This is a genomic window from Streptococcus mitis, from assembly GCF_000960025.1.
In the GTDB taxonomy this organism is placed as follows: domain Bacteria; phylum Bacillota; class Bacilli; order Lactobacillales; family Streptococcaceae; genus Streptococcus; species Streptococcus mitis_DH.
Genome location: NZ_JYGQ01000003.1, coordinates 85,488 through 110,802 on the forward strand (window position 1 = coordinate 85,488; position 25,315 = coordinate 110,802).

A 25,315-nucleotide genomic window follows, 5' to 3' on the forward strand; every position below is an offset into this window, starting at 1 on the left:
CTTTGTGATAGAATAGCATAAAGTCCTTTTGAGGGGGAACTTGCTAGGAAATCCCCAAGCATTGTAACGGATGAACCACCCTCGCCTTTTTGTGAGGGTGGTTTTTCCTTTGTAAGTAGAAAATAAGAGAGAAAGAGTCTACATCATGTCGAGAATTGTTACCATTCATCCAGCCAAGGAAATCCGTCGCTATGGCTTTGAGAGTACCCAGGTCTATCGAGCTCGTATAGCACGATATCTGGGTTTGGAATATGTTCACCTTGTATCGAGCCCTCAGCTTCGTCCTGACTGGAAGAAAGATTTAATCAAGTTAGGATTTTTAGAAAAAGAACTGATATGTGTTCCGCATAGTTTTTCAGATATAGGCCATGCAGACTTATCAGTGAAGCCAGAAAGTTTAACGCTAGCAGATGGAGATCAGGTTGAGCTCAATGAAGACGGTTTTGTCGCCTCTGTTACCCTAGGAGATGGCTCGGGGAGATATTACTATACCAAGGGGCCCTTCTTGTTTGAAGATTTCAAGGAAAAGGAACTGCGTTGGTATCATGAAAATGGAGAATTGGCTCTGGAAGGACGATTTATCGATCCTTTCAAAGAACCCTCTCCTGTAACCATCTTTCATCCAGAGTATATCTACCGCATAGGAGGAGAAATCCGTTCTGAAGAGGACTTGTTGGTTAAGTTCCTAGCCAGATGGGCAAAACAGACAGATCTTTTTATCCGTGACCAACAAATCGTTCCCAAACCCAGCCTCTGGCGTTATATGGAAAATACGGACAAAAATTACTATGAAGTTGTCCATGAAAATATCATGCGAGATTTACGCCTCGCCAATCTGCGCAAGACAAACAAATACCTAGTTGCCAGTGAAGTGTTGACTGATACCTTGGCGAAACAAGGGTATGACACTAAGTTTTTACCACCAATGTTTACAGAAAAAGTAGGTCAGCTAAGAAAAATCGGACCTGTTTTGGACTATTGCCTAGTGGGTCATATGGGAGAAGGCAAGAACGTTGAACTTGTCATTGAAGCCTTTATCGAACTCTACAAACGTGGCTCCAAGGCCCAGATTACCTTTTATGGTGGCTCAGAGGAACGTCTAGCAGAATTACAGAATCAATATGATCTTCCGCCAACCATTCACTTTAAAGGTATCGTTAACGAAGTGCCTTATCATCTGCACCAATGTTACCTGTCAGCTAGTTATACAGAGTTATTTGCCAATGCCTGTGTTGAAGCCCTCAATCAAGGATTGCTGGCTTTGTTATCAGATGTGGATATCGCTCATCGTTTCTATGCTGGTCAGTCCAATGCCATCAACTTATTTAAAACTAAATCAGAGTTGATTCAAAAGATAGAAGAGATGGAGCAGCCTGATTTTTGTCTATTAAATGAAAAAAATCTAGCCTTAGCCTCTCGCTATTCTCTGGAAAAAGTAGCTCAAATATACAGAGAACTATTAGATAGGAATTTCTAGGATGTTGGGAATTCTAGTCACCCTATTGCTCTATTTCGGCTTGATTTCTTGGATTGCCTATCGGAAAAAAGGGGACGAAGAGGACTATTATCAGGTTAAGAAAGCTGTTCCAGTGACAGTTCTGGCCTTCTCAGTCTTTGCCACCTTACTCAGCCCTATTTCCTTTCTGACTCTGGTTGGAAATGCCTATACAGGTAGGTCCTATCTCTGGTTTGCCCAATGTGGCATCCTTCTAGCCATTCCACTAGCTCATCGCTATTTTCTGCCCCTCTATCAAAAGGGAAACTACGAGACAGCCTATCATCTTTTAGAGGACAAGTTTCAATCGACTGGCATTCGTTCACTGGCCTCAGGTCTTTTCATTCTCTACCAGTTGGGGCGAATAGCAGTGGTGACCTACTTGTTGTCTCAGGCCTTAGCGCCCTTTATCCCTCTCAATCAGCTGGTCTTGTCAGGTTTACTCCTTCTTTTGACGGTCTATTATCTGGCAAGTGGTGGTCTCTTGGTTGTGCTGTGGACGGACTTCTTTCAAGGCTTGGTCCTGCTGGCTATATTGGCCCTCTTTCTACCAAGAATTGCCCAATCAGGTCTTGTCATGAATAGCAGTCAACAGCTATCTCACTTTGCAGAGATGCTGGATGGGAAGACGGTTTTTATCTTAGTTACAGGAGCAGGTTTTAGTAGCTTGTTTTCCTACGTTTCTTCGCAGGATATCGTCCAACGTTTTAATAGCAAAATGGGGCGTCAGAAGATTGGAAAAATCTTATGGCTACAGGGACTCTTGTCCTTTGGGATTGCCAGTTTACTGTATCTGATTGGCTGCTCAATTCGTCAGGAAAATTTCGCTACCTCATCGACCAATCCTGTTCTCATTGCTTACGCTCGAGAAGGTCTGGCACCTTGGTTTGGTGGTTTTATCATGCTGGCTCTCTTGGCAGCAGGCCAATCCACCGTTTCATCCAGTATGAATGCAATCGTGACCTGCTTGAAGTTGGATTTTGCTTGGACAAAAATTCGCTGGTCGCCAAGTATTCTATCCTTTGTCTTAGCAGGTCTGTCCTGGCTCCTCTGCCTCTTGCTCATGAATGCAGAAATCTACTCCATCTACGAATGGATTAACGGCTTTATGGGCTTGACACTGGGTGTGATTGGTGGTTTGTACCTCTTGGTTTTGCTCCTCAAAAGACCGAGTTTACAGTTAGCCAAAATCTATCTGGTTTTTAGTCTAGGAGCCTTGGTTCTCTATCATTACAGTGGCCTTTTTGTCAACCCCAATCCCTGGTTAAATAGTATCATCACTACCCTATCTGCCCTTTTTATCTCAATTCTAGGAAGACTATATGAAAGTAACATCTAAACCCATAGCCGTCATTTTGATCCGTTCGGGTTCACGCGGCTTAGTAGATAAAAATATCAAACCGCTTGCAGGCAAACCCTTGGTTTTCTATACCATCGAAGTCGCTCTAGCTTCTAAGCTATTTAGTGAAATCTGGGTCTCATCAGACTCACTAGCCTATCTAGAACTCTGTCGTCAAGCCTATCCAGAGATTCGTTGTGTCCATCGACCGAAAGAATTGGCCCTATCAACAACCTCTAGCTTAGAAACCTTACGCGACTTTTTACAGCCCTTTGAGGAAGAGCAGGTTTTTGTGAATCTACAGGTGACTTCACCCCTGAGAGAGGTAGAGCACCTCATCGAATCCTATCAGCTCTACTGTCAGTCTGGTGCCGACCATTTGATTTCCTGTGTTAAGGCGGACAAGAGTCGTAGTCTTTTCTTGCAGTTAGCGGAGTCGTCATTTATCCGCCCGCCTCACGTTTCCAAGCACTATGCTCGGCAAAAAGAGCCTGTCTATTACTATCCTAACGGTAGTATCTGGATTTCTCGTAAGGATCTTTACCTGAGAGACGAGACCTTTTACACAGATAAGACAGTAGCCTATGAAATGCCCAAACTCTATTCTTATGATATCGACGATGCCTTGGACTTTGAAGTCGTTGAGACCTTGCTGCACCATCACCACCTAGGAGAATCAAAAAGATGAAACACCTCATCATTGCCACAACGCCCTTGCAGGCCAAGATTGCCCAGCATATCAAGGGACTCTATCTTAATCAGGACTTTGTTAGCCTTTATGTCAGTCCTGTCAAAAATGCCCGTCAGGAGCATTATGCCAAGGATTTTAATCATGTTTATTATCCTCAGGATGCAGAGGCCTTGGCTCATATTTGTCAGGAGCTTGCCGGCGACTATGACACCATCTTTTATGCTAGCTTTGACAATAGCTTGATTCTGGACTTGGTTGCTAGTTCAAACTACCAACACCTCATGAGTTTCGATGATGGTTATGCGGATATTTACCCTTTGGGAATGTATGCCCTCCCTCTTCAATCTAGTCAGGTAGGGTCTTTGGGCTTGACCAGAGATGACTTGATTGAGCGGACGGAAAAACACTACACCCTCTATCGCAGTGACTACCATGTCGTGGCTAGAGAAAAGCTAGTCTATCTGGAGCATTTTTTTAACCTGCCACAAGCTCCCGTTTCAAATGGCAAGACAGTCAAGGTTCTGCTGGGGCAAAAGTTCTCTGAAGAGGACGATCAGATATCCATCCGCTTTATCAGCACCTATGCCAAGGCCTTGGCCATTGACCTCTATCTGCCCCATCCCAAGGAAACTTTCACTATACCAGATGTAACTTACTTGGAGACGGACCTAATCTTTGAAGATGTCCTAGCTCAACTCTTTCAAGAATACGAGTTCGTTCAGGTCTATCACTTCACCTCGTCTGTCAGTCTTCACTTGAAAGACCTGCCCCATGTGACCATCACAGGCATTTCTCTTCCTTACTATGAGGATAGGCAAAAAGAATTGCGCCGATTAGGTTGTCAGTTTGAAAGGGTTTCACTTGGCTGGTAGCATAAATGTATATTTTTAAATATGCAAATCCATACGTCTGTATGGAATTTTTTATAGATAAATATAGCAAAAAACTATAATTTGAATCATCAAAAAGTACTCAAATTCCTTGTATAAGAGGTTTTAAATTGTTAAAATAGAAATGTCGGGTTTTCGAGTTTTATCAATCATCTGTTGTAATAACAACATATTAAAATTTGGAAATCATACAAAAAAATAAAAATAAAGGATGCTAAGAATGTTTATAAATAAAAAGGAAAAATTTTCCATTCGTAAGTTTAAAGACGGCCGTTCAGACTCAGTCAAAATCGGTACAGTCGGTCTGATTGTCGGTGCAGCCCTTGCAATGGCAGCTGGAACGCAGACCGTTGAAGCGGCAATGACAGAAAACAGCGATAACACAACAACGATTTCAAATGATAAGGGTTCAGTAGTTGTAGAAACAGCTAATATTGAGGATCCAAATAATGGTAAGAACTTTGATACTAATCCAACTGAAAGTGATACAAAAACAATCACTAAAACTGGAAAAGTAGATTACAAATATGTAACTGCTGAAGGAAATACTGTATTAGAAGAAAACAAAAACCAAAACTCTGGTGCTGACAAAACTATCGAAACAACATACGATGTATTCGGTAAATCAGGAGAAGTTTTCAAAGAAACAACAGGTGGAGATGCACAAGATAGCGACTTAAACGACGCTAAAGAAAATGGTAAGAAAGAAACGATTGAAAAAGACGGGAAAACTTACCACCTAATCGGAGAACCTAAAGTTGAAACTACTGGAGATGGTGGAGGAGTATACTCTGATACAACTCTAGGTGATGTGACTGCAAAATTGACTCCAGAAGGATTAAGTAATGCAGAAGGTAAAATCACTTACGACACTGTGAAACCTGGTGGAAAAGCTTGGATTGTTGAACAAACAGGAAAAGGAACATATGGTAAATATGTGCAAGCTGATTCAGGTGCAATCACTTCTGACGATAAAATGATTGAAGCCTTCAAGTCTGGTGAAGCGGCAGCAAAAGACTTCAATTCAGCGAATGTAACTGCTGATGGTGGAATCAAAGAAGGAGACTACGTTTTCGTTCTTGAGAAAAATACTTATGTAACAGTTAACTCTGGGGATGTTACTTTATCAGCTTATATACCTTTATCGCCTAAGGACAATGTAGCTGATGACCTTTCGGATTCGGGACAGGGGGATGGTGCAAGTCTAGATAGAACATATGCAATGGTTCAAAAATTTAAAGCTGCGCCAGATACTTTAACAGGAGAAAGGAACAAAACTACTGTAAAAGGGTATCTTGCTTATCTTCAAGAAAAAGGATTAGAAGATAACATTCTTAATTTTAAACGATATTTTGCTGTGGGGCTAGACGCAAAAACTGGTGTTAAAGGCGCTATAGCAGTTGATAATGGAGACCAAGTTGATGCTAAAAGAAGACCGACATCGGATGTAACTGCGGATTATTCAGAGGTTTATGAATCTGGAACAAGTGCTATAAGTGGTGGTGATTTTACTCTTAACCTTAGTGGTCCTCAAGCGGAATATGAAACTTACACTTACCGCGATGAAATCACTCCACTTCGTGCCTACCGTTTAGCAAGTGGTACTACAACAATCACTTACACTTATGCCGAAGAAAAAACTCGTGAAGTCGAGAAAAAAGGTTCTGTAGTCGTTAACTACCAAACAGCAGACGGAGTAGAATTGAAAGCTCCTTACACTGATACTCCTGAAACAGTAGCTGAAGTAGTAACTGAGCATTACTATGTAAATGCTGATGGGCAAGAAGTAGTTGTAGAAGATAAGACTGTTAGAACTCCTAAAAACGTAGCCTACAACACTAAAGAAAACGAAACTGAAAAACCTCAAAAACTTACAGATGCAGATGGAAATGTTTACTACTTAAACGAAGCAAACACAAAAACATCTGTAAATGATACAGAAACAACATCACCAGCTGAAGAAGGTACAGTAGTAGAAGGTGTTACAAAAGTAACTTACATCTATGAAAAAGCTGGATCAGTAATCGTTAACTACAAAACTGAAGATGGAACTCCACTTACAGGTACAGTAGTAGACGAAGATGGAGCTGGTAAAACAGTAGAATCAGGTGCAAAAGACACTGATAACGGTAAACCAGGTACAGCCTATAACACTGCAGATAACGGAATGAAACCAACTCGTATTAAAACTGCAGAAGGAAAAGTTTACCAATTAGTTCCAGAATCAACTGAAGGTGAAGAAGAAGGTGAAGTTGAATCAGGAACAACTAAAGAAGTAACATACGTTTATAAAGAAGTTAAAGGTAACGTAGTTGTTAAGTACGAAGATACTGAAGGTAACCCGCTTGCTGATGACGAACAAGATGAAACAGATGCTTCTCTAAATGTTAAATACGATACAGCTGACCACAAAAAAGATGAAATCACTAAAGATGGTGTTAAATATTACTTAACAGCTAAAGAACTTAAAGACGGTTCTAAACCAGCTGCTGGAGATGTTGTTGAAGGAACAACTACAGTAACTTACGTTTACGAAAAAGCAGGACAAGTAGTAGTTAACTACCAAACAGAAGACGGAACTCCATTAGTAGGAACTGCAGATGGTGCTAATGTAGAATCAGGTGCAAAAGACACTGTAGATGGAAGACCAGGGTCTGACTATAACACTGCAGACAACGGAATGAAACCAAACCGTATCACAACTGCAGAAGGAAAAGTATACGAACTAGTACCAACAGCAACTAAAGGTGAAGAAACTGGTAAAGTTGTTGCTGGAGAAACTAAAGAAGTAACATATGTTTATAAAGAAGTTAAAGGTAACGTTGTTGTTAAGTATGAAGATACTGAAGGTAACGTAATCGCTGAAGACGAAAAAGACGAAACAGATGCTTCTCTAAACGTTAAATACGATACGGCAGACCACAAAAAAGATGAAATTACTAAAGATGGTGTTAAATATTACCTAACAGCTAAAGAACTTAAAGACGGTTCTAAACCAGCTGCTGGAGATGTGGTAGAAGGAACAACTACAGTAACTTATGTTTATGAAAAGGCAGGACAAGTAGTCGTTAATTACCAAACAGAAGATGGAACTCCATTAGTAGGTGTAGATGCGACTGGTGCTAATGTAGCTTCAGGTGCAAAAGATACTGTAGATGGAAGACCTGGATCAGCATACGACACTTCTGATAACGGAATGAAACCAAACCGTATTACAACTGCAGAAGGAAAAGTATACGAGCTAGTACCAGCATCAACTAAAGGTGACGAAACAGGTACAGTAGTAGCCGGAGAAACTAAAGAAGTAACATACGTTTATAAAGAAGTTACTGGAGATGTAGTAGTTCACTATGTTGACACAGAAGGTAATACAATCGCAGCTGACAAGGATGACCTAAAAGGTGCATCTCTAAGTGAAAAATATGACACTGCTGTTGATAACAAACCAGAAAAAATCACTGCAGAAGACGGAACTGTATATTATATTACAAAAGCTGGTCTTAAAGATGGTTCTAAACCAGAAACTGGAGACGTAGTAGAAGGTAAAACTGATGTAACTTACGTTTATGAAAAAGCTGGATCAGTAATCGTTAACTACCAAACAGAAGACGGAACTCCATTAGTAGGAACTGCAGATGGAAAAGATATTGCTTCAGGTGCTAAAGATACTGACAATGGAAAACCAGGTTCTGAATACAACACTGCAGACAATGGAATGAAACCAAACCGTATTACAACTGCAGAAGGAAAAGTATACGAACTAGTCCCAGCATCAACTAAAGGTGATGAAACAGGTACTGTAGAATCAGGTCAAACTAAAGAAGTAACATATGTTTATAAAGAAGTTAAAGGTAATGTAGTTGTTAAGTATGAAGATACTGAAGGTAACACACTTGCTGAAGACGAAAAAGACGAAACAGATGCTTCTCTAAACGTTAAATACGACACAGCAGACCACAAAAAAGCTGAAATCACTAAAGATGGTGTTAAATATTACTTAACAACTAAAGAACTTAAAGATGCTTCTAAACCAGCTACTGGTGATGTAGTAGAAGGTACAACTACAGTAACTTACGTTTATGAAAAAGCAGGACAAGTAGTCGTTAACTACCAAACAGAAGATGGAACTCCATTAGTAGGTGTTGATGCAGCTGGTGCAAATGTTGCTTCAGGTGCAAAAGACACTGTAGATGGAAAACCAGGATCAGACTACGATACTTCTGATAATAATATGAAACCAGCTCGTATCACAACTGCAGAAGGCAAAGTCTACGAACTAGTACCAACAGCAACTAAAGGTGACGAAACTGGTAAAGTTGTAGCGGGTGAAACGAAAGAAGTAACATACGTTTATAAAGAAGTTACTGGTGATGTAGTCGTTCACTATGTTGACACAGAAGGTAATGTAATCGCTGAGGATAAAGAAGATACTAAAGGTGCTTCTCTAAACTCTAAGTACGATACAACTGACAACAAACCAGAGAAAATCGAAAAAGACGGAACTGTTTACTACTTAACAGAAAAAGCTGTTAAAGATGACTCTAAACCAGAAAACGGAGACGTAGTTGAAGGTAAGACTGAAGTAACTTACGTTTACGAAAAAGCAGGACAAGTAGTCGTTCACTACACTGACGAAAAAGGTAACACGATTCAAGTGGATGCTGTTGATACCAAAGACGGCAAACCAAACGCTGACTACAACACTGCTGATAACGACATGAAACCAAACCGTATTACTACTCCAGAAGGAAAAGTATACGAATTAATCCCTCAATCAACTAAAGGTGATGAAACAGGTAAAGTTAAAGCTGGTGAAACTACAGAAGTAACTTACGTCTACAAAGAAATCACTGGTAATGTAGTCGTTCACTACGTTGATACAGAAGGAAACACATTAGCTGACGATACGAAAGATGTAGAAAATGGATCACTAAGTGATAAATATGATACAACTGACAACAAACCAGCTAAACTTGAAAAAGATGGTACAGTTTACTACTTGACAGCTAAAGAATTGAAAGACGGTTCTAAACCAGAAAACGGTGCTGTTGTAGAAGGAACTACAGAAATCACTTATGTATACGAAAAAGCAGGAAACGTTCTTGTTCATTACGTAGACGAAGCTGGAAACACTCTTCAAGCAGATGCTGTTGATACAAAAGACGGTCAACCAGGAGCTAAATACGATACTTCTGATAACGATATGAAACCAACTCGTATCACTACTTTAGAAGGTAAAGTATACGAATTAGTCCCAGCATCAACTAAAGGTAACGAAACTGGTGATGTTGAAGCAGGTAAGACTACTGAAGTGACTTATGTCTACAAAGAAGTGAAAGGAAACGTAGTCGTTCATTACACTGATGAAGCGGGTAACACAATCGCAGAAGACGTTAAAGATACGACTGACGGATCTGTAAGCTCAGCATATGACACAACTGATAACAAACCAGCTACAATCACAACAAAAGATGGTAAGTTGTATGTACTTGTACCAACTTCAACTAAGGGTGAAGAATCTGGTAAAGTAACCGAAGGAACTACAGAAGTAACTTACGTTTATAAAGATGCCAAAGAAGAAGCTTCTAAAGCAATCGATAAAGCTTTGTCTGAAAAAGAAAGTAAGATCAAAGAAAATCCTGAGTTAACAAACGAAGAAAAAGAAAAAGCGATTGAAGAAGCTAAGAAATCAGCAGAAAAAGCTAAGAAGGCATTGGAAGAAGCGAAAACTCCTGAAGATGTAGAAAAATCTACTACAAAAGGTAAAGAAGAAGTAGAGAAAACTCCTGTTACTCCAGAAGATAAGCCAAAAGCGAAAGAAGCGATTGATAAAGCTCTAGAAAATAAAGTGAAGAAGATTGATGAAAATCCAAACTTGACTCCAGAGCAAAAAGAAAAAGCTAAAGAAGAAGCTAAGAAAGACGCTGAAGAAGCTAAGAAAGCAATCGACAAAGCACCTTCTAAAGAAGAAGTAGAGAAAGCTAAAGAAAATGGTAAGAAAGAAGTTGAGAAAGACACTCCAACTCCAGACAAACCATCAACTCCGTCAGAAGATGATAAAGATAAGCCAACTACACCTTCACCAGAAGAAAAAGCTAAAGCTAAAGAAGAGATTGACAAAACTTTAGAAAATAAAGTTAAGAAAATCGATGAAGATCCAAGCTTAACACCAGAGCAAAAAGAAAAAGCTAAGGAAGAGGCTAAGAAAGAAGCTGAGAAAGTTAAGAAATCAATCGAAGAAGGTAAGACAACTGAATGGGTAGACGAAAAAGGAAACCCAATCAAACCTGTCACACCAGGAACATACCCAGCAGGATCAACTCCTAACTACGAACTAGTAGGAACAGTTACAAACCCAGAAACAGGCAAAGTAATACACATCTTCAAACCAGTAACTAAGAAACCAGTGACAGTATGGGTAGATGTCAATGGTAAACCTGTGAAACCATTAGCTGAAGGTGATAACCCAGCTGGAGAGATTCCTGGATATGCATTGGTAGATACAATAAAAGTTGAAGGAACTGGTAATGTCATCCACGTATTTAAACGTACTACAAATGGAAGACCTCAAAAAGAAGGTTCTACAAATGGAGGATCACTCATTCCATCTCAACCAGGTTCTCCAGCAACACCTTCAACAAATCCAACAAATCCGGTGAGACCGACAGACCCAAGTCAACCAGAAACTCCAGTAGTTCCTGCAGACCCAAGTCAGCCAGCAACACCAGCTACCCCAGCTAATCCGGCTAACCCAGCTGGTCCAGCAACTCCAACGATGCCATCGGCACCAGTAAATGGTGAAGCACCACAAGCTCCAGCAGCTTCATCAGAAGCTAAAGGACAAGCAGAGCTTCCAAACACTGGTACAGAAGACAATGCTAGCCTAGCAGCACTTGGACTTCTTGGAGTATTGAGCGGATTTGGACTTGTTGCTCGCAAGAAAAAAGAAGACTAATTTTAATTAGATTTTCTGACAAGAAAAAGGAGTAGGATATCATATCCGCTCCTTTTCTTTTTGGGTTGAGATAAGAGTCATCATAGCATTGGTTAAAAATTTTCGGTGGTTTTATTGTCAATTCTCTGTAAATTTTTCTCGTTCTAATCCCATATAGACAAGATGGCAGAATCATAATCTATAAGTTGTCTGGCTTGACTTTCTTGATGGGAATTATATAATAGATGTAATAAAAATAATTACAACCGAGAAAGAGGACCATTTATGACCTATGAATACAAGAGCCACATTTATTTAGCAGAGACAGTTTTAAATGTAAAGAACTTGGCGAGTCAAACAGCCTTTTATCAGCAAGTTATTGGTTTAGAAGTCTTATCTCAAACTGAGACAGAGGTCGTTCTGGGACTTGGAGGAAAAGTCTTGGTACACTTGATTCAAACACAAGAGAGCGGTGAAGCAAGGGAACATTATGGTCTTTACCATCTGGCTATTCTTTTGCCGACACGCAAGGATTTGGCAGATGTCTTAAAACACCTGACAGATTTACAGATTCCTCTTGTCGGCGGTGCAGACCATGGGTACAGTGAAGCTCTTTACTTGGAGGATTTGGAGGGAAATGGCATTGAACTCTATCGAGATAAGCCGGTTTCCACATGGGATATTCGAGAAGACGGACGCATTATCGGAGTGACGGAGGCTCTTGCGGCGCAGGACATTTATGAGCTGGGGGAAAGAGTAGAACCCTTTATCTTGGCAGAAGGTACGAGAATGGGGCATATTCATCTTTCCGTCAAGGATAGTCGAAAGTCCAGCCAGTTTTATCAAAATGTGTTAGGGTTAAAGGATAAATTCAGTGTGCCTAGCGCTAGTTGGATTGCAGCTGGGGATTACCATCATCATTGTAAGCAAGGCTTGCCAGGTTTGGCCTACTATGTCATCGAAGTCGCACATAAAGAAGAACTGTTAACGATTGCCCAGCGAGCACAAGAAGTTGATGCACCAATCAAATGGCTGACATCAAGCCAGTTGGAAATCACAGACCCAGACGGAATCGTGACCCGTATTCGCTTAGCTAGATAGGATGTGATAAAGACCAGCATCTAATACTCAATGAAAATCAAAGAGTAAACTAGGAAACTAGCCGCAGGCTGTACTTGAGTACGGCAAGGCGACGTTGACGCGGTTTGAATTTGATTTTCGAAGAGTATCAATTGTAGAAAGTGCTCCTTATTCTAGTCAGATACGTAGAAAATTTGATATGATAGTAGGGAACAAGGAGAAGAAAACAATGACCAGTGAATACCAGAAAATGATAGCGGGAGAGGTTTACCGTCCATCGGATCCAGAATTGCGAGCCTTGGCTCAGGCTTCTCGCCAAAAACAATCTGCCTTTAACAAGGAAGAAGATCTCTTGAAGGGAGTCGAAATCATCAAGGATTGGTTTGGGTCAACCGGGCAAAATCTTTATGTCAATCCACGCCTGGTAGTCGATTATGGAGTCAATATCCATCTAGGGGAAAATTTTTATTCTAATTGGAACTTGACCATGCTGGATGTTTGTCCGATTCGCATCGGGGACAATGCTATGATTGGCCCCAACTGTCAGTTCTTGACTCCCCTCCATCCATTGGACCCGCAGGAACGTAATTCAGGTGTGGAATACGGCAAGCCTATTACCATCGGAGATAATTTCTGGGCTGGAGGAGGTGTCATTGTCCTTCCTGGAGTGACACTGGGCAATAATGTTGTTGCTGGGGCAGGGGCTGTAATCACTAAGTCCTTTGGCGACAACGTTGTCCTAGCTGGTAATCCTGCGCGCGTGATTAAGGAGATACCTGTGAAATAAAGAGATTGGTAAAAAAGTTTTTAAGATAAGAAAAGCGCATCATATCAGGTGTTTAAAAACGTTGATATGATGCCTTTTATCATAAATTAGATTAACTTTTTTTCAATTGAGTGTTTACCTAGCTTTTTGATAGGTTTCACGCTAGAAGTTTTACAAATTCTTTCTCTTCTTAGCATTTTTGGTCAGGGAAACCTGGTAAGTATCCTGTTCTCTAGTGAGGTAATTGATGATTTGAAAGTCATCGGTTTGAGCCTTGAAATCCACTTCATAGACAGTGGTGACCTGTTCTCCATCATTGCTGGTATCAATCGAGATAAGATCTAACTCAGTGCAGAATTGTGATAGCCCAGATTGGATAGTTTGGAGTTTTTCTTCTTGGTTGGCAATTGTGATGGTTAATAGTCTACGACGTTGGTGATTGCTCTTGCTTTGTTGCTTTTCCAAAAGAAGCCATACTGTTAAGATAAAGACGGTGAAGAGAACAGCTAAGGCTAGGTAGCCTGTCCCTGCTGCCAGCCCAATAATCATGGCAAGGAAGATAGCAATTAGTTCCCGTGAGCCACTGGTGGCTGAACGGAAACGAATGAGGCTAAAGGTTCCTGCAACAGCGATAGAGGTTCCTAAGCTGCCATTTACCAGAAAGATGACCAAGGTCATCAAGCAGGGGAGTAGGGTCAAACTAACAGCGAATTCTCGTGTATAGAGAGTACGGTGTTTGTAAGCCCAGGTCAGCGCCAAACCTAAAATCAGGCTGACCAAGAGAGCCAGAAAGAGCTGGATAGGACTGGCAGTGGCAGTTTTGTCGTTGAAGATAGAATTAAAAAGATTAGACATAAGTAGTACCTACACTTTCTGTGCTTGGTCGTGGGCTATAGTCCAGGCCTTGAGACTTGTGGTAGGCGCAGCTGTATTTTGAAAATTTCTGCTCTACCAGTCCATATTGGTCGAGAATATCTTGTAGCCATTGGGGTTTTCTACCAGGTGCTTTAATTTCCATGATGACAATGTCCTCGTTTAGTAGAGGGAAACCGTCCTTTCCTGAGAATAAACTGACGTTATCATCACGATAGGTTAGATTTTGGTCAATGGTGATACGAATTTTATTGTAGGGAAATCCGCTAATTTCTTTCTTTTCCTTGAGAGAAAAACGGTCGTAGTAAATATACATACGAGGGATAATAGTTTGCTGATATTCCTCTTGGAGTTGTTGAATTTTTTCAATCATCATTCGGTCCTTGATACTGCTATCCAGCTGTCCCTTGGTCATAAACTGGGTGATAGACTGGGGAGTCGATAAGAGACGATGTTTTCGTCCGACACCAGCTCTGTCATTAGATTTGATTTCTAAAAATACCTGACTATCAGGCTGGACTTGACTGAGATAGGTTCGCATCCTAATCTTTTCTTTACGCTTAGTACCTTGGCCATCCTCCTGAATCATATCAAATTGCTCTGTATCAAAGTAGATGTTGGAAATGGTCGAAGTTGGATAATCATCCTCTACGAGGTATGTTTTTAAGTCTTCTATTAAATTAGCCAAGTCACCCTTGGCAACGACATACTTGGTTTCAATTCGTTTAAAGCTTGTTTCAATTGGTTTCATAAATCCTGTCTCCTTTATCAAACTATTTCAGTACACTATCTGATTAGCAGATAGGTGTGTCTGGGCAAGTTGAACTTGCTTGTGATTAGTCTATGGAATTTTCCTAAAACTTTTGTTAAAGATAACTTAACTGAAACTGAACTTAAGAAAACTTTCAGAAAAAGTTTAGATTTTTTTCAGGCTTACCCTGTAAACTAAGGTCAAGCTAAAGGAAGGCGAGGAAAAAGGTATGAAATCAAAAAAATGGACTCTAATCTTAACCAGTTTAACAGCTTTGACCTTGATGACAGCTTGTGGGCAGTCAACGACCAAGTCAAGTACAACTGCAGCGGCAGATACCACTGCTATCACAACTTCAGCTAAAAACAGTCAATCTTCTTACTTTACAGAAAAGGACTACGACACTTCTTATGATGAAAGTACAGCTTCTAAGATTGAGTTATCTGGCTCGTCTGCGAAGGTCTCTGGAGACGGCGTGACAGTTTCTGACTCAATGGTGACCATCTCAAAAGAAGGTACTTATGTCATTTCTGGTCAGTCTGACGGAGTGCAAATTAAAATCGCAGCTGATAAGTCTGATGATGTGAAACTTGTCCTAAAAGGCATGACCATGACCAATACAGATGCGGCTATTTCGGCTATAAGCGCAAGTCATATCTACCTCACTCTAGCAGAGGGAACCACCAACAGTCTCTCTGACTCAAGCTCTAACAGTGATGAAAAGGCAAATGCCGCTCTCTTTTCTAAGGTTGATTTGACCATCAATGGCTCAGGAACTCTCAATGTAGATGGCAAGAAAAGCAATGCTATCAAGGCTAACGACACCCTCCACATCACAGGTGGAACCTTTAACATCACATCAGTTGGCGATGCCTTTAATGTCAATGATGAACTCAACATCACTGGTACGACCATGACTATCGATGCCAAGGAAGATGGTGTGAAAGTTGATAATGATGACGATATGACTGTCGGAAATATGTATTTGGCAAACAATACCATAACAGTCACAGCAGGCGAGGACGGCATTCACGCTTCTGGCAACCTAGTGATTGATAGCGGTACTTACACAGTCAAGAATGCGACTGAAGGAATTGAAGGAAAAGGCATTACGATTAATGGTGGCGATATCAATGTCTACTCGACAGATGATGGAGTCAATGCAGCCAATAAAAATGCCCAGCAAAGCGATATTTACTTTACCATGACAGGTGGTAATCTAACTGTAGAAGTCGGTCAAGGGGACACAGATCCGATTGACTCAAACGGGAATATTACGGTCACAGGCGGAACCATTAAAATGATTGGTCAAACAGGTTTTGACTTTGATGGAACTGCGACCTATACAGGTGGGGATATCTATCTCAATGGCGAAAAACAAACTGATATCGTCAATTCTATGCCTGGAGGCGGAGGTCCTCAAGGGAATGGTGGTCCTAGCGGTCCAGCCCCTGGCGGACGAGGATAAACAAAAAAGGATAGCATTTTAAGAGAAATGTTATCCTTTTTATATCGGTGATAGTTTGATATATTACGAGTGATTTTACAATTGTTAGGCTACCCGTCTTTGTTTACTGACTCAAGTCATCAGCTTCCTCCTTGACACTCGGTCAGCTTTTGATACAATAGTACAAAATTAGAGGAGGTGGGTTATGATTCAGAAACATGCGATTCCCATTTTAGAGTTTGATGACAATCCTCAGGCGGTTATCATGCCCAATCACGAGGGGCTGAACTTGCACTTGCCCAAGAAGTGTGTCTATGCATTTTTAGGTGAAGAGATTGACCGCTATGCGAAGGAAGTAGGGGCGGACTGTGTCGGTGAATTTGTTTCTGCCACCAAGACCTATCCAGTCTATGTCATGAGCTAAAAGGGCGAGGAACTTTGTCTGGCTCAGGCACCTGTTGGCTCCGCTCCAGCAGCCCAGTTTATGGATTGGTTGATTAGCTATGGTGTGGAGCAAATCATTTCCACTGGAACCTGTGGTGTGCTGGCTGATATAGAAGAAAATGCCTTTCTAGTCCCTGTTCGCGCACTGCGAGATGAAGGAGCTAGTTATCACTATGTGGCACCTTCTCGTTATATGGAAATTCAGCCAGAGGCCATTGCTGCTATTGAGCGAGTGTTGGAATCCAGAGGGATTCCCTATGAAGAAGTCATGACCTGGACGACAGACGGTTTTTACCGAGAAACGGCTGAAAAGGTGGCTTATCGCAAGGAAGAAGGCTGTGCTGTTGTGGAGATGGAGTGTTCTGCGCTCGCGGCAGTAGCCCAACTGCGTGGGGTTCTCTGGGGTGAATTGTTGTTCACAGCTGATTCCTTAGCAGACTTGGACCAGTACGATAGTCGTGACTGGGGTTCAGAAGCTTTCGAGAAGGCCTTGGAACTCTGCCTTGAGATAGCCTTTCAGATATAGCTACTCTCCTTCTTTTTATGGTACAATGGATGTATGTTATTCAAATTATTTGTTAAAAAAATTGAAAGGGCCTTGGGTGGACTTTCGCCAGCTCGTCGTATCTTTTTAAGTTTCGCTGGAGTTATTCTTATAGGTTCTCTCCTTTTGAGTTTGTCTTTTGTTCAGGCGAGTGGTTCGCAGGCTACTTATTTTGACCATCTTTTTACGACGGTGTCTATGGTCTGTGTAACCGGCCTTTCTACGCAACCGGTAGTTACTACCTATAATGTCTGGGGGCAGTTGATTTGTATGCTCTTGATACAGATTGGTGGTCTGGGGCTCATGACCTTTATCGGGGTCTTTTATATTCAGGGGAAGCAAAAGCTCAGTCTTCGCAGTCGTGAAACCATTCAGGAGAGTTTTAGTTACGGGGAGACTCGGTCGCTGAAGGCCTTTATGCGGTTCATCTTTTTGACGACTTTTCTGGTAGAGGGCTTGGGTGCCTTCCTACTAAGTTTTCGTTTTATTCCTGAGTTTGGCTGGGGACGAGGCATTTTTACCTCTATCTTTTTAGCCATTTCAGCCTTTTGTAATGCTGGTTTTGATAATTTCGGCAGTAGCAGTTTAGTGGCTTTTCAGACGGATCCCTTGATCAATCTGGTCATTGCTGGTTTGATTATCACGGGTGGTCTCGGCTTTATGGTCTGGTTTGACTTGGCAACCCAGTTTGACAAGAAGAAAAAACGCCGTCTTCGTTTCCACACCAAGCTGGTTCTATTCTTGACTGCAGGGATCTTGCTGTTTGGGACGGTATCCACACTCTTTACGGAGTGGCACAATCCTGGAACCATTGGCAATCTCAGCGTTCCAGAGAAAGTGATGGTTAGCTTTTTCCAAACCGTCAGTATGAGAACGGCTGGTTTTGCCTCTATTGACTACACCCAAGCTCGGCCTGTGACCTTGTTTATCTATATCTTACAGATGTTTCTCGGAGGGGCGCCTGGAGGAACGGCTGGGGGGCTCAAGATTACGACTTTCTTTGTCTTATTGGTCTTTGCGCGTAGTGAATTGCTGGGCTTGCCTCATGCCAATGTTGCGCAGAGAACCATTGAGGTTCGAACAGTCCAAAAATCCTTTAGTGTCTTCATTATCTTTTTGATGACCTTCTTGTTGGGCTTGATGTTGTTGGGAATTACAGCAGAAGGAACACCGCGATTTATCTACCTCATGTTTGAGACCATTTCAGCTCTTGCGACAGTTGGGGTAACGGCAAATCTGACGCCAGAATTGGGCAAGCTAGCTCTCAGCATTGTCATGGTGCTCATGTTTATTGGCCGTATCGGTCCCTTGACCTTGCTGGTTAGTCTAGCAGATTACCAGCCTGATAAGAAAGATTTGATTCAGTATATGAAAGCAGATATTAGTATTGGATAAGAAAGGAAGAACGATGTCAGATCGTACGATTGGAATTTTAGGCTTGGGGATTTTTGGGAGTAGTGTCCTGACGGCCCTTGCCAAGCAAGATATGAATATTATTGCCATTGACGACCACGCCGAGCGAATCAATCAATTTGAGCCAGTTTTGGCGCGTGGAGTTGTTGGCGATATTACAGACGAGGAACTCCTCAGAACTGCAGGAATTGATACCTGTGATACGGTTGTAGTGGCAACAGGGGAAAATCTGGAGTCGAGTGTGCTTGCAGTTATGCATTGTAAGAGTCTAGGTGTACCAAGGGTTATTGTCAAGGTCAAAAGCCAGACAGCTAAGAAGGTGCTAGAAAAAATCGGTGCTGACTCGGTGATTTCACCTGAGTATGAAATGGGGCAGTCCCTAGCGCAGACCATTCTCTTTCATAACAATGTTGATGTCTTTCAGCTGGATAAAAATGTCTCTATCGTGGAGATGAAAATTCCGAGTGTTTGGGCAGGTCAAAGCCTGAGTCAGCTGGATCTACGTGGCAAATACAACCTCAATATCCTAGGATTTCGTGAACAAGAAAATTCACCACTGGATGTCCAGTTTGGTCCTAATGACTTCTTGAAAGCAGATGCCTATATCTTGGCGGTCATTAACAACCAGTATCTAGATGACTTGGCAGAATTAAATTCGTAAGGAGGGTGATCCCCTCTTTTTTGATGTCCAAAATAGCAAATAGAGATAGCAACTCTTGTATTCTAGTAAAAGTCCTTCAAAAGCTGGACTTTATGGTAGAATAGAAAGAAGTGACAAGAGAGAAAGAAGAAATCAGTCCCCTAAAGGAGTAGATTATGAAGTTATTGTCTATCGCCATCCCTAGCTATAATGCCGCTGCCTATCTTCATTACTGTGTGGAGTCGCTAGTTATTGGTGGTGAGCAAGTTGAGATTTTGATTATCAATGATGGGTCTCAGGACCAGACTCAGGAAATCGCTGAGCGTTTGGCCAGCAAGTATCCTAACATCGTTAGAGCCATCTATCAGGAAAATAAAGGCCATGGGGGTGCCGTCAATCGCGGCTTAGCGGAGGCTTCTGGGCGCTATTTTAAAGTAGTTGATAGTGATGACTGGGTAGATCCTCGTGCCTATTTAAAAATTCTTGAAACCTTGAAGGAATTAGAGAGTGAGGGACAGGAAGTTGATGCCTTTGTGACCAATTTTGTCTATGAAAAGGAAGGTCAGTCTCGTAAGAAGAGTATGAGTTATGAGTCAGTCTTGCCTGTCCAACAGATTTTTGGCTGGGATCAGGTCGGAAATTTCTCAAAAGGCCAGTATATCATGATGCACTCGCTGATTTATCGGACAGATTTGTTGCGAGCGAGCCAGTTCCAATTGCCTGAGCATACCTTTTATGTCGATAATCTTTTTGTCTTTACCCCCCTTCAGCAGGTTAAGGCCATGTACTATCTGCCTGTCGATTTCTATCGTTATTTGATTGGGCGTGAGGACCAGTCTGTCAATGAGCAAGTGATGATTAAGCGCATTGACCAGCAACTCAAGGTCAATCGACTCTTGGTAGACCAGCTTGATTTATCCAAAGTGAGTCATCCCCAAATGCGAGAATATCTGTTGAATCATATTGAGATTACGACGGTGATTTCCAGTGCCCTACTCAACCGAGCAGGCACAGCAGAGCATCTTGCCAAAAAACGGGAGCTGTGGACCTATATTCAGCAGGAAAATCCAGAGGTTTTTCAGGCTATCCGCAAGACCATGTTGAGCCGTTTGACCAAACATTCGGTCTTGCCAGCTCGCAAACTTTCCAATGTCGTCTATCAAATTACCAAGTCTGTTTATGGATTTAATTAATATAAGTATTTTATAAGAGGGATTTAAGAAAAATTTTAACTTTTTCTTAATCCTTTTTAATTTTAGGAGATTATACTAGAGTCATCAAATAAAGAAAAACTCTAAGGAGAATCCTATGAAATTCAATCCAAATCAAAGATATACTCGTTGGTCTATTCGCCGTCTTAGTGTCGGTGTTGCCTCAGTTGTTGTGGCCAGTGGCTTTTTTGTCCTAGTTGGTCAGCCAAGTTCTGTACGTGCCGATGTGGTCAATCCAACCCCTGCCCAAGTCGTGCCAGACGCTGCTTCGGTGAGTGAAAAGAGCGACTTACCAGCAGAACTTCTCAAAGAAGCAGTCGATACAGCTCTTCCTTCAGAACAGGTAGACTCAACACCTAAAGCAAGCTTGGAAGCTACAAACTCTCCAGAAAAAGTGAATGTAGCTGATAAAGACCAAGTGGTAGCGCCAAAAGAAGAAGTGCAAGCAAAACCAGAATCTAAGAAAGAAACAGAAGATGCGCTTAAACCTGCGACAAATCCTGCGCCTACAGTTTCTGGACAAGACCGTGAAGCAAATGAAGCTCAACCAGCAACCACCCCAGCTGAAGTCCAAAAAGGCGTGGCTGACAATACCAAAGACACAGTAGATGTTCCAGCTACATACTTGGACAAAGCCAATTTCCCAGGACCATTCACAGCCGGTGTCAACCAAGTCATTCCTTACGAGTTCTTCGCTGGTGACGGTATGTTAACTCGCCTTATCTTGAAGGCCTCAGACAAGGCTCCATGGTCAGATAACGGTTCAGCTAAAAATCCCGCTCTCCCACCAGTAGAAAAATTAGGCAAAGGCCTTTACTTCTATGAAGTGGATTTGGCAGGTACCCAAGGTAAATCAGATAAAGAGCTTCTTGACCTCTTGAAACAAAATGGAACTCACAGCTACAAGGCAACTATCAAGGTTTACGGTGCGAAAGACGGCAAGGCCGATTTGACTAATCTCGTAGCGACAAAAGATTTGGATGTCAACTTGAATGGCTTGACCACCCCAGCTGAAGTGCAAAAGGGCGTAGCTGACAATACTAAAGACACAGTGGATGTTCCAGCCTCTTACTTGGACAAAGCTAACTTCCCAGGGCCATTCACAGCTGGTGTCAACCAAGTTATTCCTTACGAGTTCTTCGCTGGTGATGGTATGTTGACTCGTCTGATTTTGAAAGCCTCAGACAAGGCTCCATGGTCAGACAATGGTTCAGCAAAAAACCCTGCTCTTCCACCAGTAGAGAAATTGGGTAAAGGCCTTTACTTCTATGAAGTGGATTTGGCCGGTACTCAAGGAAAATCTGATAAAGAGCTTCTAGACCTCTTGAAACAAAATGGCACTCAAAGTTATAAAGCTACTATCAAGGTATACGGTGCCAAAGATGGCAAGGCAGATTTGAACAATCTTGTAGCGACAAAAGATTTGGATGTCAACTTAAACGGCTTGACTACTCCAGCTGAAGTTCAAAAAGGTGTGGCAGACAATACTAAAGATACAGTAGACGTTCCAGCTACTTACTTGGATAAAGCTAACTTCCCAGGTCCGTTCACAGCCGGCGTCAACCAAGTCATTCCATACGAATTCTTCGCTGGTGACGGTATGTTGACTCGCCTTATCTTGAAAGCCTCAGACAAGGCTCCATGGTCAGACAACGGTTCAGCTAAAAACCCTGCTCTTCCACCAGTAGAGAAATTGGGTAAAGGCCTTTACTTCTATGAAGTGGATTTGGCCGGTACTCAAGGAAAATCTGATAAAGAGCTTCTAGACCTCTTGAAACAAAATGGCACTCAAAGTTATAAAGCTACTATCAAGGTATACGGTGCCAAAGATGGCAAGGCCGACTTGACTAATCTTGTAGCGACTAAGGATTTGGATGTCAACTTGAACGGCTTAACTACTCCAGCTGAAGTGCAAAAAGGCGTAGCTGACAATACTAAAGATACAGTAGACGTCCCAGCTACTTATTTGGATAAAGCGAATTTCCCAGGGCCATTCACAGCTGGTGTCAACCAAGTCATTCCATACGAATTCTTCGCTGGTGACGGTATGTTAACCCGCCTTATCTTGAAAGCCTCAGACAAGGCTCCATGGTCAGACAACGGTTCAGCTAAAAACCCCGCTCTTCCACCAGTGGAAAAATTGGGCAAAGGCCTTTACTTCTACGAAGTAGACTTGGCAGGAACTCAAGGCAAATCAGATAAAGAACTTCTAGACCTCTTGAAACAAAACGGCACTCAAAGCTACAAGGCAACTATCAAGGTATACGGTGCCAAAGATGGCAAGGCTGATTTGAGCAATCTCGTAGCGACAAAAGATTTGACAGTGAACTTGCATGGACATCAGTCTCTGATTCCGATGCAGTCAGGTTTCGTCCCATCTTCTAATGGTTCAGCTATGCCGGCTCCAATGATGAATAGTCATCAAGATGCATCTAAGATGAACGCTCAAATGCCTAGTGCCAATCAAGATGAGATGAAATCTAAAATGCCAGCTGCTAGTCAGGATAAGATGATGCCTAACAAAGAGCAGGACAAAACCATGAATGCTAGCCAGCCTATGGCAACACCAAGCATGAAACAAGATCAAGCTCCAGCAGCCTCAAGCAAAATGTCTGATGAAGGCAAGATGGTATCTAATAACAAGGTATCAAGTCCAATGATGGCTGATCAAATGAAAGACCAAAAAGACATGCTTCCATATACTGGTGAAGCCCAAACATCAATGGCTACTCTTGGATTCTTTGGATTAGCCTTGGCCGGACTTCTAGGTGGACTCGGTTTGAAAGCTAAAAAAGAAGAAAATGACTAGTCTAGCTACAGACTTTCTATCTAGGATATGAAAAATCCAGATATCGTTTAGAATGTTCGTAAAGAGATTAAAATAGTGTTATACTATTGTGGTATAGCACTGTTTTTTTCAAAGGAGAGACAGATGGGAAAGACAATTTTACTCGTTGACGACGAGGTAGAAATCACAGATATTCATCAACGTTATCTGGTTCAGGCAGGATATCAGGTTTTGGTGGCCCATGATGGAGTAGAGGCCTTAGAAATCTTCAAGAGAAAACCAATTGATTTGATTATTACAGATATCATGATGCCTCGGATGGATGGTTATGATTTGATTAGCGAAGTTCAGTATCAATCTCCGGATCAGCCTTTTCTCTTTATCACGGCTAAGACCAGTGAGCAGGACAAGATTTACGGCTTGAGCTTAGGGGCAGATGACTTTATTGCCAAGCCCTTTAGTCCTCGTGAGCTGGTTTTGCGTGTCCACAATATCTTGCGTCGCCTTCATCGTGGAGGTGAGACAGAGGTCGTCAGTCTCGGGAATTTACGGATGAATCACGGTAGTCATGAGGTCCAAGTCGGAGATGTGGCGCTTGATTTGACCGTCAAATCCTTCGAACTTCTATGGCTTTTAGCCAGCAATCCAGAGCGGGTTTTCTCTAAGACAGACCTCTATGAAAAGGTCTGGCAGGAAGACTATGTGGATGACACTAATACCTTGAATGTTCATATTCATGCTCTTCGACAGGAGTTGGCTAAATATGCTAGTGCAGAAACACCGACCATCAAAACCGTCTGGGGCTTGGGCTATAAAATTGAGAAAGCACGAGGTAGTCAATGAAATTAAAAAGTTACATTTTAGTGGGGTATGTCATTTCAACACTCCTAACGATTATCGTGGTTTTTTGGGCCATCCAGCGAATGCTAATTGAAGAAAGAGAAATTTATTTCCTAGTGGGTATGACTCTCGTGGCTAGTTTTATCGGTGCTGGGATTAGTCTCTTTCTCCTATCGCCTGTCTTTACTTCATTGGGCAAACTTAAGGAACATGCCAAGCGGGTAGCGGACAAGGATTTTCCTTCAAATCTGGAGGTTCAAGGACCTTTAGAATTTCAGCAATTAGGACAAGCTTTCAATGAAATGTCCCATGATTTGCAGGCCACCTTTGATTCCTTGGAAGAAAGCGAACGTGAAAAGGGCTTGATGATTGCTCAACTTTCGCATGATATCAAGACCCCCATCACTTCGATCCAAGCGACGGTAGAAGGGATTTTGGATGGGGTTATCAAGGAAGGAGAACAGGACCATTATCTAGCAACCATTGGGCGTCAGACGGAAAGACTCAATAAACTGGTTGAGGAGTTGAATTTTTTGACCCTAAACACAGCTAGAAATCAGGTCGAAACGACCAGCAAGGACAGCATTTTTCTGGACCAGCTCTTGATTGAGTGCATGAGTGAATTTCAATTTTTGATTGAACAGGAGGAGCGAGATGTCCACTTGCAGGTAATCCCAGAGTCTGCTCGGATTGAAGGAGATTATGCTAAACTTTCTCGTATCTTGGTGAATCTGGTCAATAACGCTTTTAAATACTCAGCTCCAGGAACCAAGCTGGAAGTGGTGGCTAAGCTGGAAAATAACCAGCTTTCAATCAGTGTGACTGATGAGGGACAGGGGATTGCCCCAGAGGATTTGGAGAATATTTTCAAACGCCTTTATCGTGTAGAAACTTCGCGTAACATGAAAACAGGTGGTCATGGCTTAGGGCTTGCGATTGCGCGTGAATTGGCCCATCAATTAGGTGGAGAAATCACAGTTACCAGCCAGTACGGCCTCGGAAGCACCTTTACCCTCCTTCTCAACCTCTCTGGCAGTGAAAATAAAGCTTAAAACCCCTTTACAAATCTAGCCATTCATGGTAAAATGGATTTTGTGCGAAATATCAGCAGGAAAGCATGAAGCTCGTCAACAGGTGTCTTATGATAAGTAACCTTGGCTGTTTAGGCG

Annotated in this window: 16 protein-coding genes and 2 pseudogenes; 16 read left to right on the forward strand and 2 right to left on the reverse strand. The window is 42.0% G+C overall.

Annotation, left to right across the window (positions count from 1 at the left end):
* Window positions 1–145 precede the first annotated feature (145 nt).
* The 7 genes from TZ91_RS06255 to TZ91_RS06285 all read left to right on the forward strand — a co-directional run bounded on the left by TZ91_RS06255 (window position 146) and on the right by TZ91_RS06285 (window position 13,216).
* Window positions 146–1,477, forward strand: coding sequence for a glycosyltransferase (locus TZ91_RS06255; RefSeq protein ID WP_033686130.1), 1,332 nt, complete (start codon window positions 146–148; stop codon window positions 1,475–1,477).
* 1 nt (window position 1,478) lies between these two features.
* Window positions 1,479–2,834, forward strand: a complete 1,356-nt coding sequence (locus TZ91_RS06260; protein ID WP_033686131.1) for a sodium:solute symporter family transporter — start codon at window positions 1,479–1,481, stop codon at window positions 2,832–2,834.
* Entirely contained in the window at window positions 2,818–3,522 is a 705-nt protein-coding gene (locus TZ91_RS06265; RefSeq protein ID WP_033686132.1) for an acylneuraminate cytidylyltransferase family protein, read from the forward strand. Before TZ91_RS06260 ends, TZ91_RS06265 begins: the two co-directional genes overlap by 17 nt.
* Entirely contained in the window at window positions 3,519–4,397 is an 879-nt protein-coding gene (locus TZ91_RS06270) for a glycosyltransferase family 52 (protein ID WP_033686133.1), read from the forward strand. Before TZ91_RS06265 ends, TZ91_RS06270 begins: the two co-directional genes overlap by 4 nt.
* A 238-nt stretch (window positions 4,398–4,635) precedes the next feature.
* Complete coding sequence (locus tag TZ91_RS06275; RefSeq protein WP_045597441.1) at window positions 4,636–11,370, forward strand: MucBP domain-containing protein; 6,735 nt, start codon at window positions 4,636–4,638, stop codon at window positions 11,368–11,370.
* 264 nt (window positions 11,371–11,634) lie between these two features.
* The gene (locus tag TZ91_RS06280) at window positions 11,635–12,450 is read left to right on the forward strand and encodes a VOC family protein (protein ID WP_033687512.1); all 816 of its coding nucleotides are present in this window, start codon (window positions 11,635–11,637) and stop codon (window positions 12,448–12,450) included.
* A 208-nt stretch (window positions 12,451–12,658) separates the two neighbouring features.
* Window positions 12,659–13,216 carry a sugar O-acetyltransferase gene (locus tag TZ91_RS06285; RefSeq protein WP_033687510.1) on the forward strand — a complete coding sequence of 186 codons (558 nt, stop codon included), beginning with the start codon at window positions 12,659–12,661 and terminating at the stop codon, window positions 13,214–13,216.
* Window positions 13,217–13,366: 150 nt separating this feature from the next.
* On the opposite strand, the gene TZ91_RS06290 is transcribed toward TZ91_RS06285, so the two are convergent.
* A complete protein-coding gene (locus TZ91_RS06290) occupies window positions 13,367–14,050 on the reverse strand; it encodes a DUF4956 domain-containing protein (protein WP_033687508.1) in 684 nt (227 codons plus the stop codon).
* Window positions 14,043–14,819 (reverse strand): polyphosphate polymerase domain-containing protein, encoded by a 777-nt coding sequence (locus tag TZ91_RS06295; protein WP_033687506.1) that lies wholly within the window; start codon window positions 14,817–14,819, stop codon window positions 14,043–14,045. The genes TZ91_RS06290 and TZ91_RS06295 overlap by 8 nt, the downstream gene beginning before the upstream one ends.
* Window positions 14,820–15,048: 229 nt before the next feature.
* On the opposite strand from TZ91_RS06295, the gene TZ91_RS06300 reads away from it, so the two are divergent.
* The 9 genes and pseudogenes from TZ91_RS06300 to TZ91_RS06335 all read left to right on the forward strand — a co-directional run bounded on the left by TZ91_RS06300 (window position 15,049) and on the right by TZ91_RS06335 (window position 25,198).
* Window positions 15,049–16,287: a carbohydrate-binding domain-containing protein gene (locus TZ91_RS06300; RefSeq protein WP_033687505.1), complete on the forward strand. Its 1,239-nt coding sequence runs from the start codon at window positions 15,049–15,051 to the stop codon at window positions 16,285–16,287.
* Between the two features lie 184 nt (window positions 16,288–16,471).
* Window positions 16,472–17,236, forward strand: a pseudogene (locus TZ91_RS06305) (nucleoside phosphorylase).
* A 33-nt stretch (window positions 17,237–17,269) separates the two neighbouring features.
* Complete coding sequence (locus TZ91_RS06310; protein WP_033687503.1) at window positions 17,270–18,649, forward strand: TrkH family potassium uptake protein; 1,380 nt, start codon at window positions 17,270–17,272, stop codon at window positions 18,647–18,649.
* A 13-nt stretch (window positions 18,650–18,662) separates the two neighbouring features.
* Window positions 18,663–19,328, forward strand: coding sequence for a potassium channel family protein (locus TZ91_RS06315; RefSeq protein WP_033687502.1), 666 nt, complete (start codon window positions 18,663–18,665; stop codon window positions 19,326–19,328).
* A 155-nt stretch (window positions 19,329–19,483) separates the two neighbouring features.
* Window positions 19,484–20,500, forward strand: a complete 1,017-nt coding sequence (locus TZ91_RS06320) for a glycosyltransferase family 2 protein (protein WP_033687501.1) — start codon at window positions 19,484–19,486, stop codon at window positions 20,498–20,500.
* 115 nt (window positions 20,501–20,615) lie between these two features.
* Window positions 20,616–20,717: pseudogene (locus tag TZ91_RS10875) on the forward strand (YSIRK-type signal peptide-containing protein); the annotation flags it as partial.
* 54 nt (window positions 20,718–20,771) lie between these two features.
* The gene (locus tag TZ91_RS06325; RefSeq protein ID WP_474104091.1) at window positions 20,772–23,327 is read left to right on the forward strand and encodes an SSURE domain-containing protein; all 2,556 of its coding nucleotides are present in this window, start codon (window positions 20,772–20,774) and stop codon (window positions 23,325–23,327) included.
* Window positions 23,328–23,450: 123 nt separating this feature from the next.
* Complete coding sequence (locus TZ91_RS06330; RefSeq protein WP_033687498.1) at window positions 23,451–24,149, forward strand: response regulator transcription factor; 699 nt, start codon at window positions 23,451–23,453, stop codon at window positions 24,147–24,149.
* Window positions 24,146–25,198, forward strand: a complete 1,053-nt coding sequence (locus TZ91_RS06335; protein ID WP_033687496.1) for a sensor histidine kinase — start codon at window positions 24,146–24,148, stop codon at window positions 25,196–25,198. Before TZ91_RS06330 ends, TZ91_RS06335 begins: the two co-directional genes overlap by 4 nt.
* Window positions 25,199–25,315: the final 117 nt, after the last annotated feature.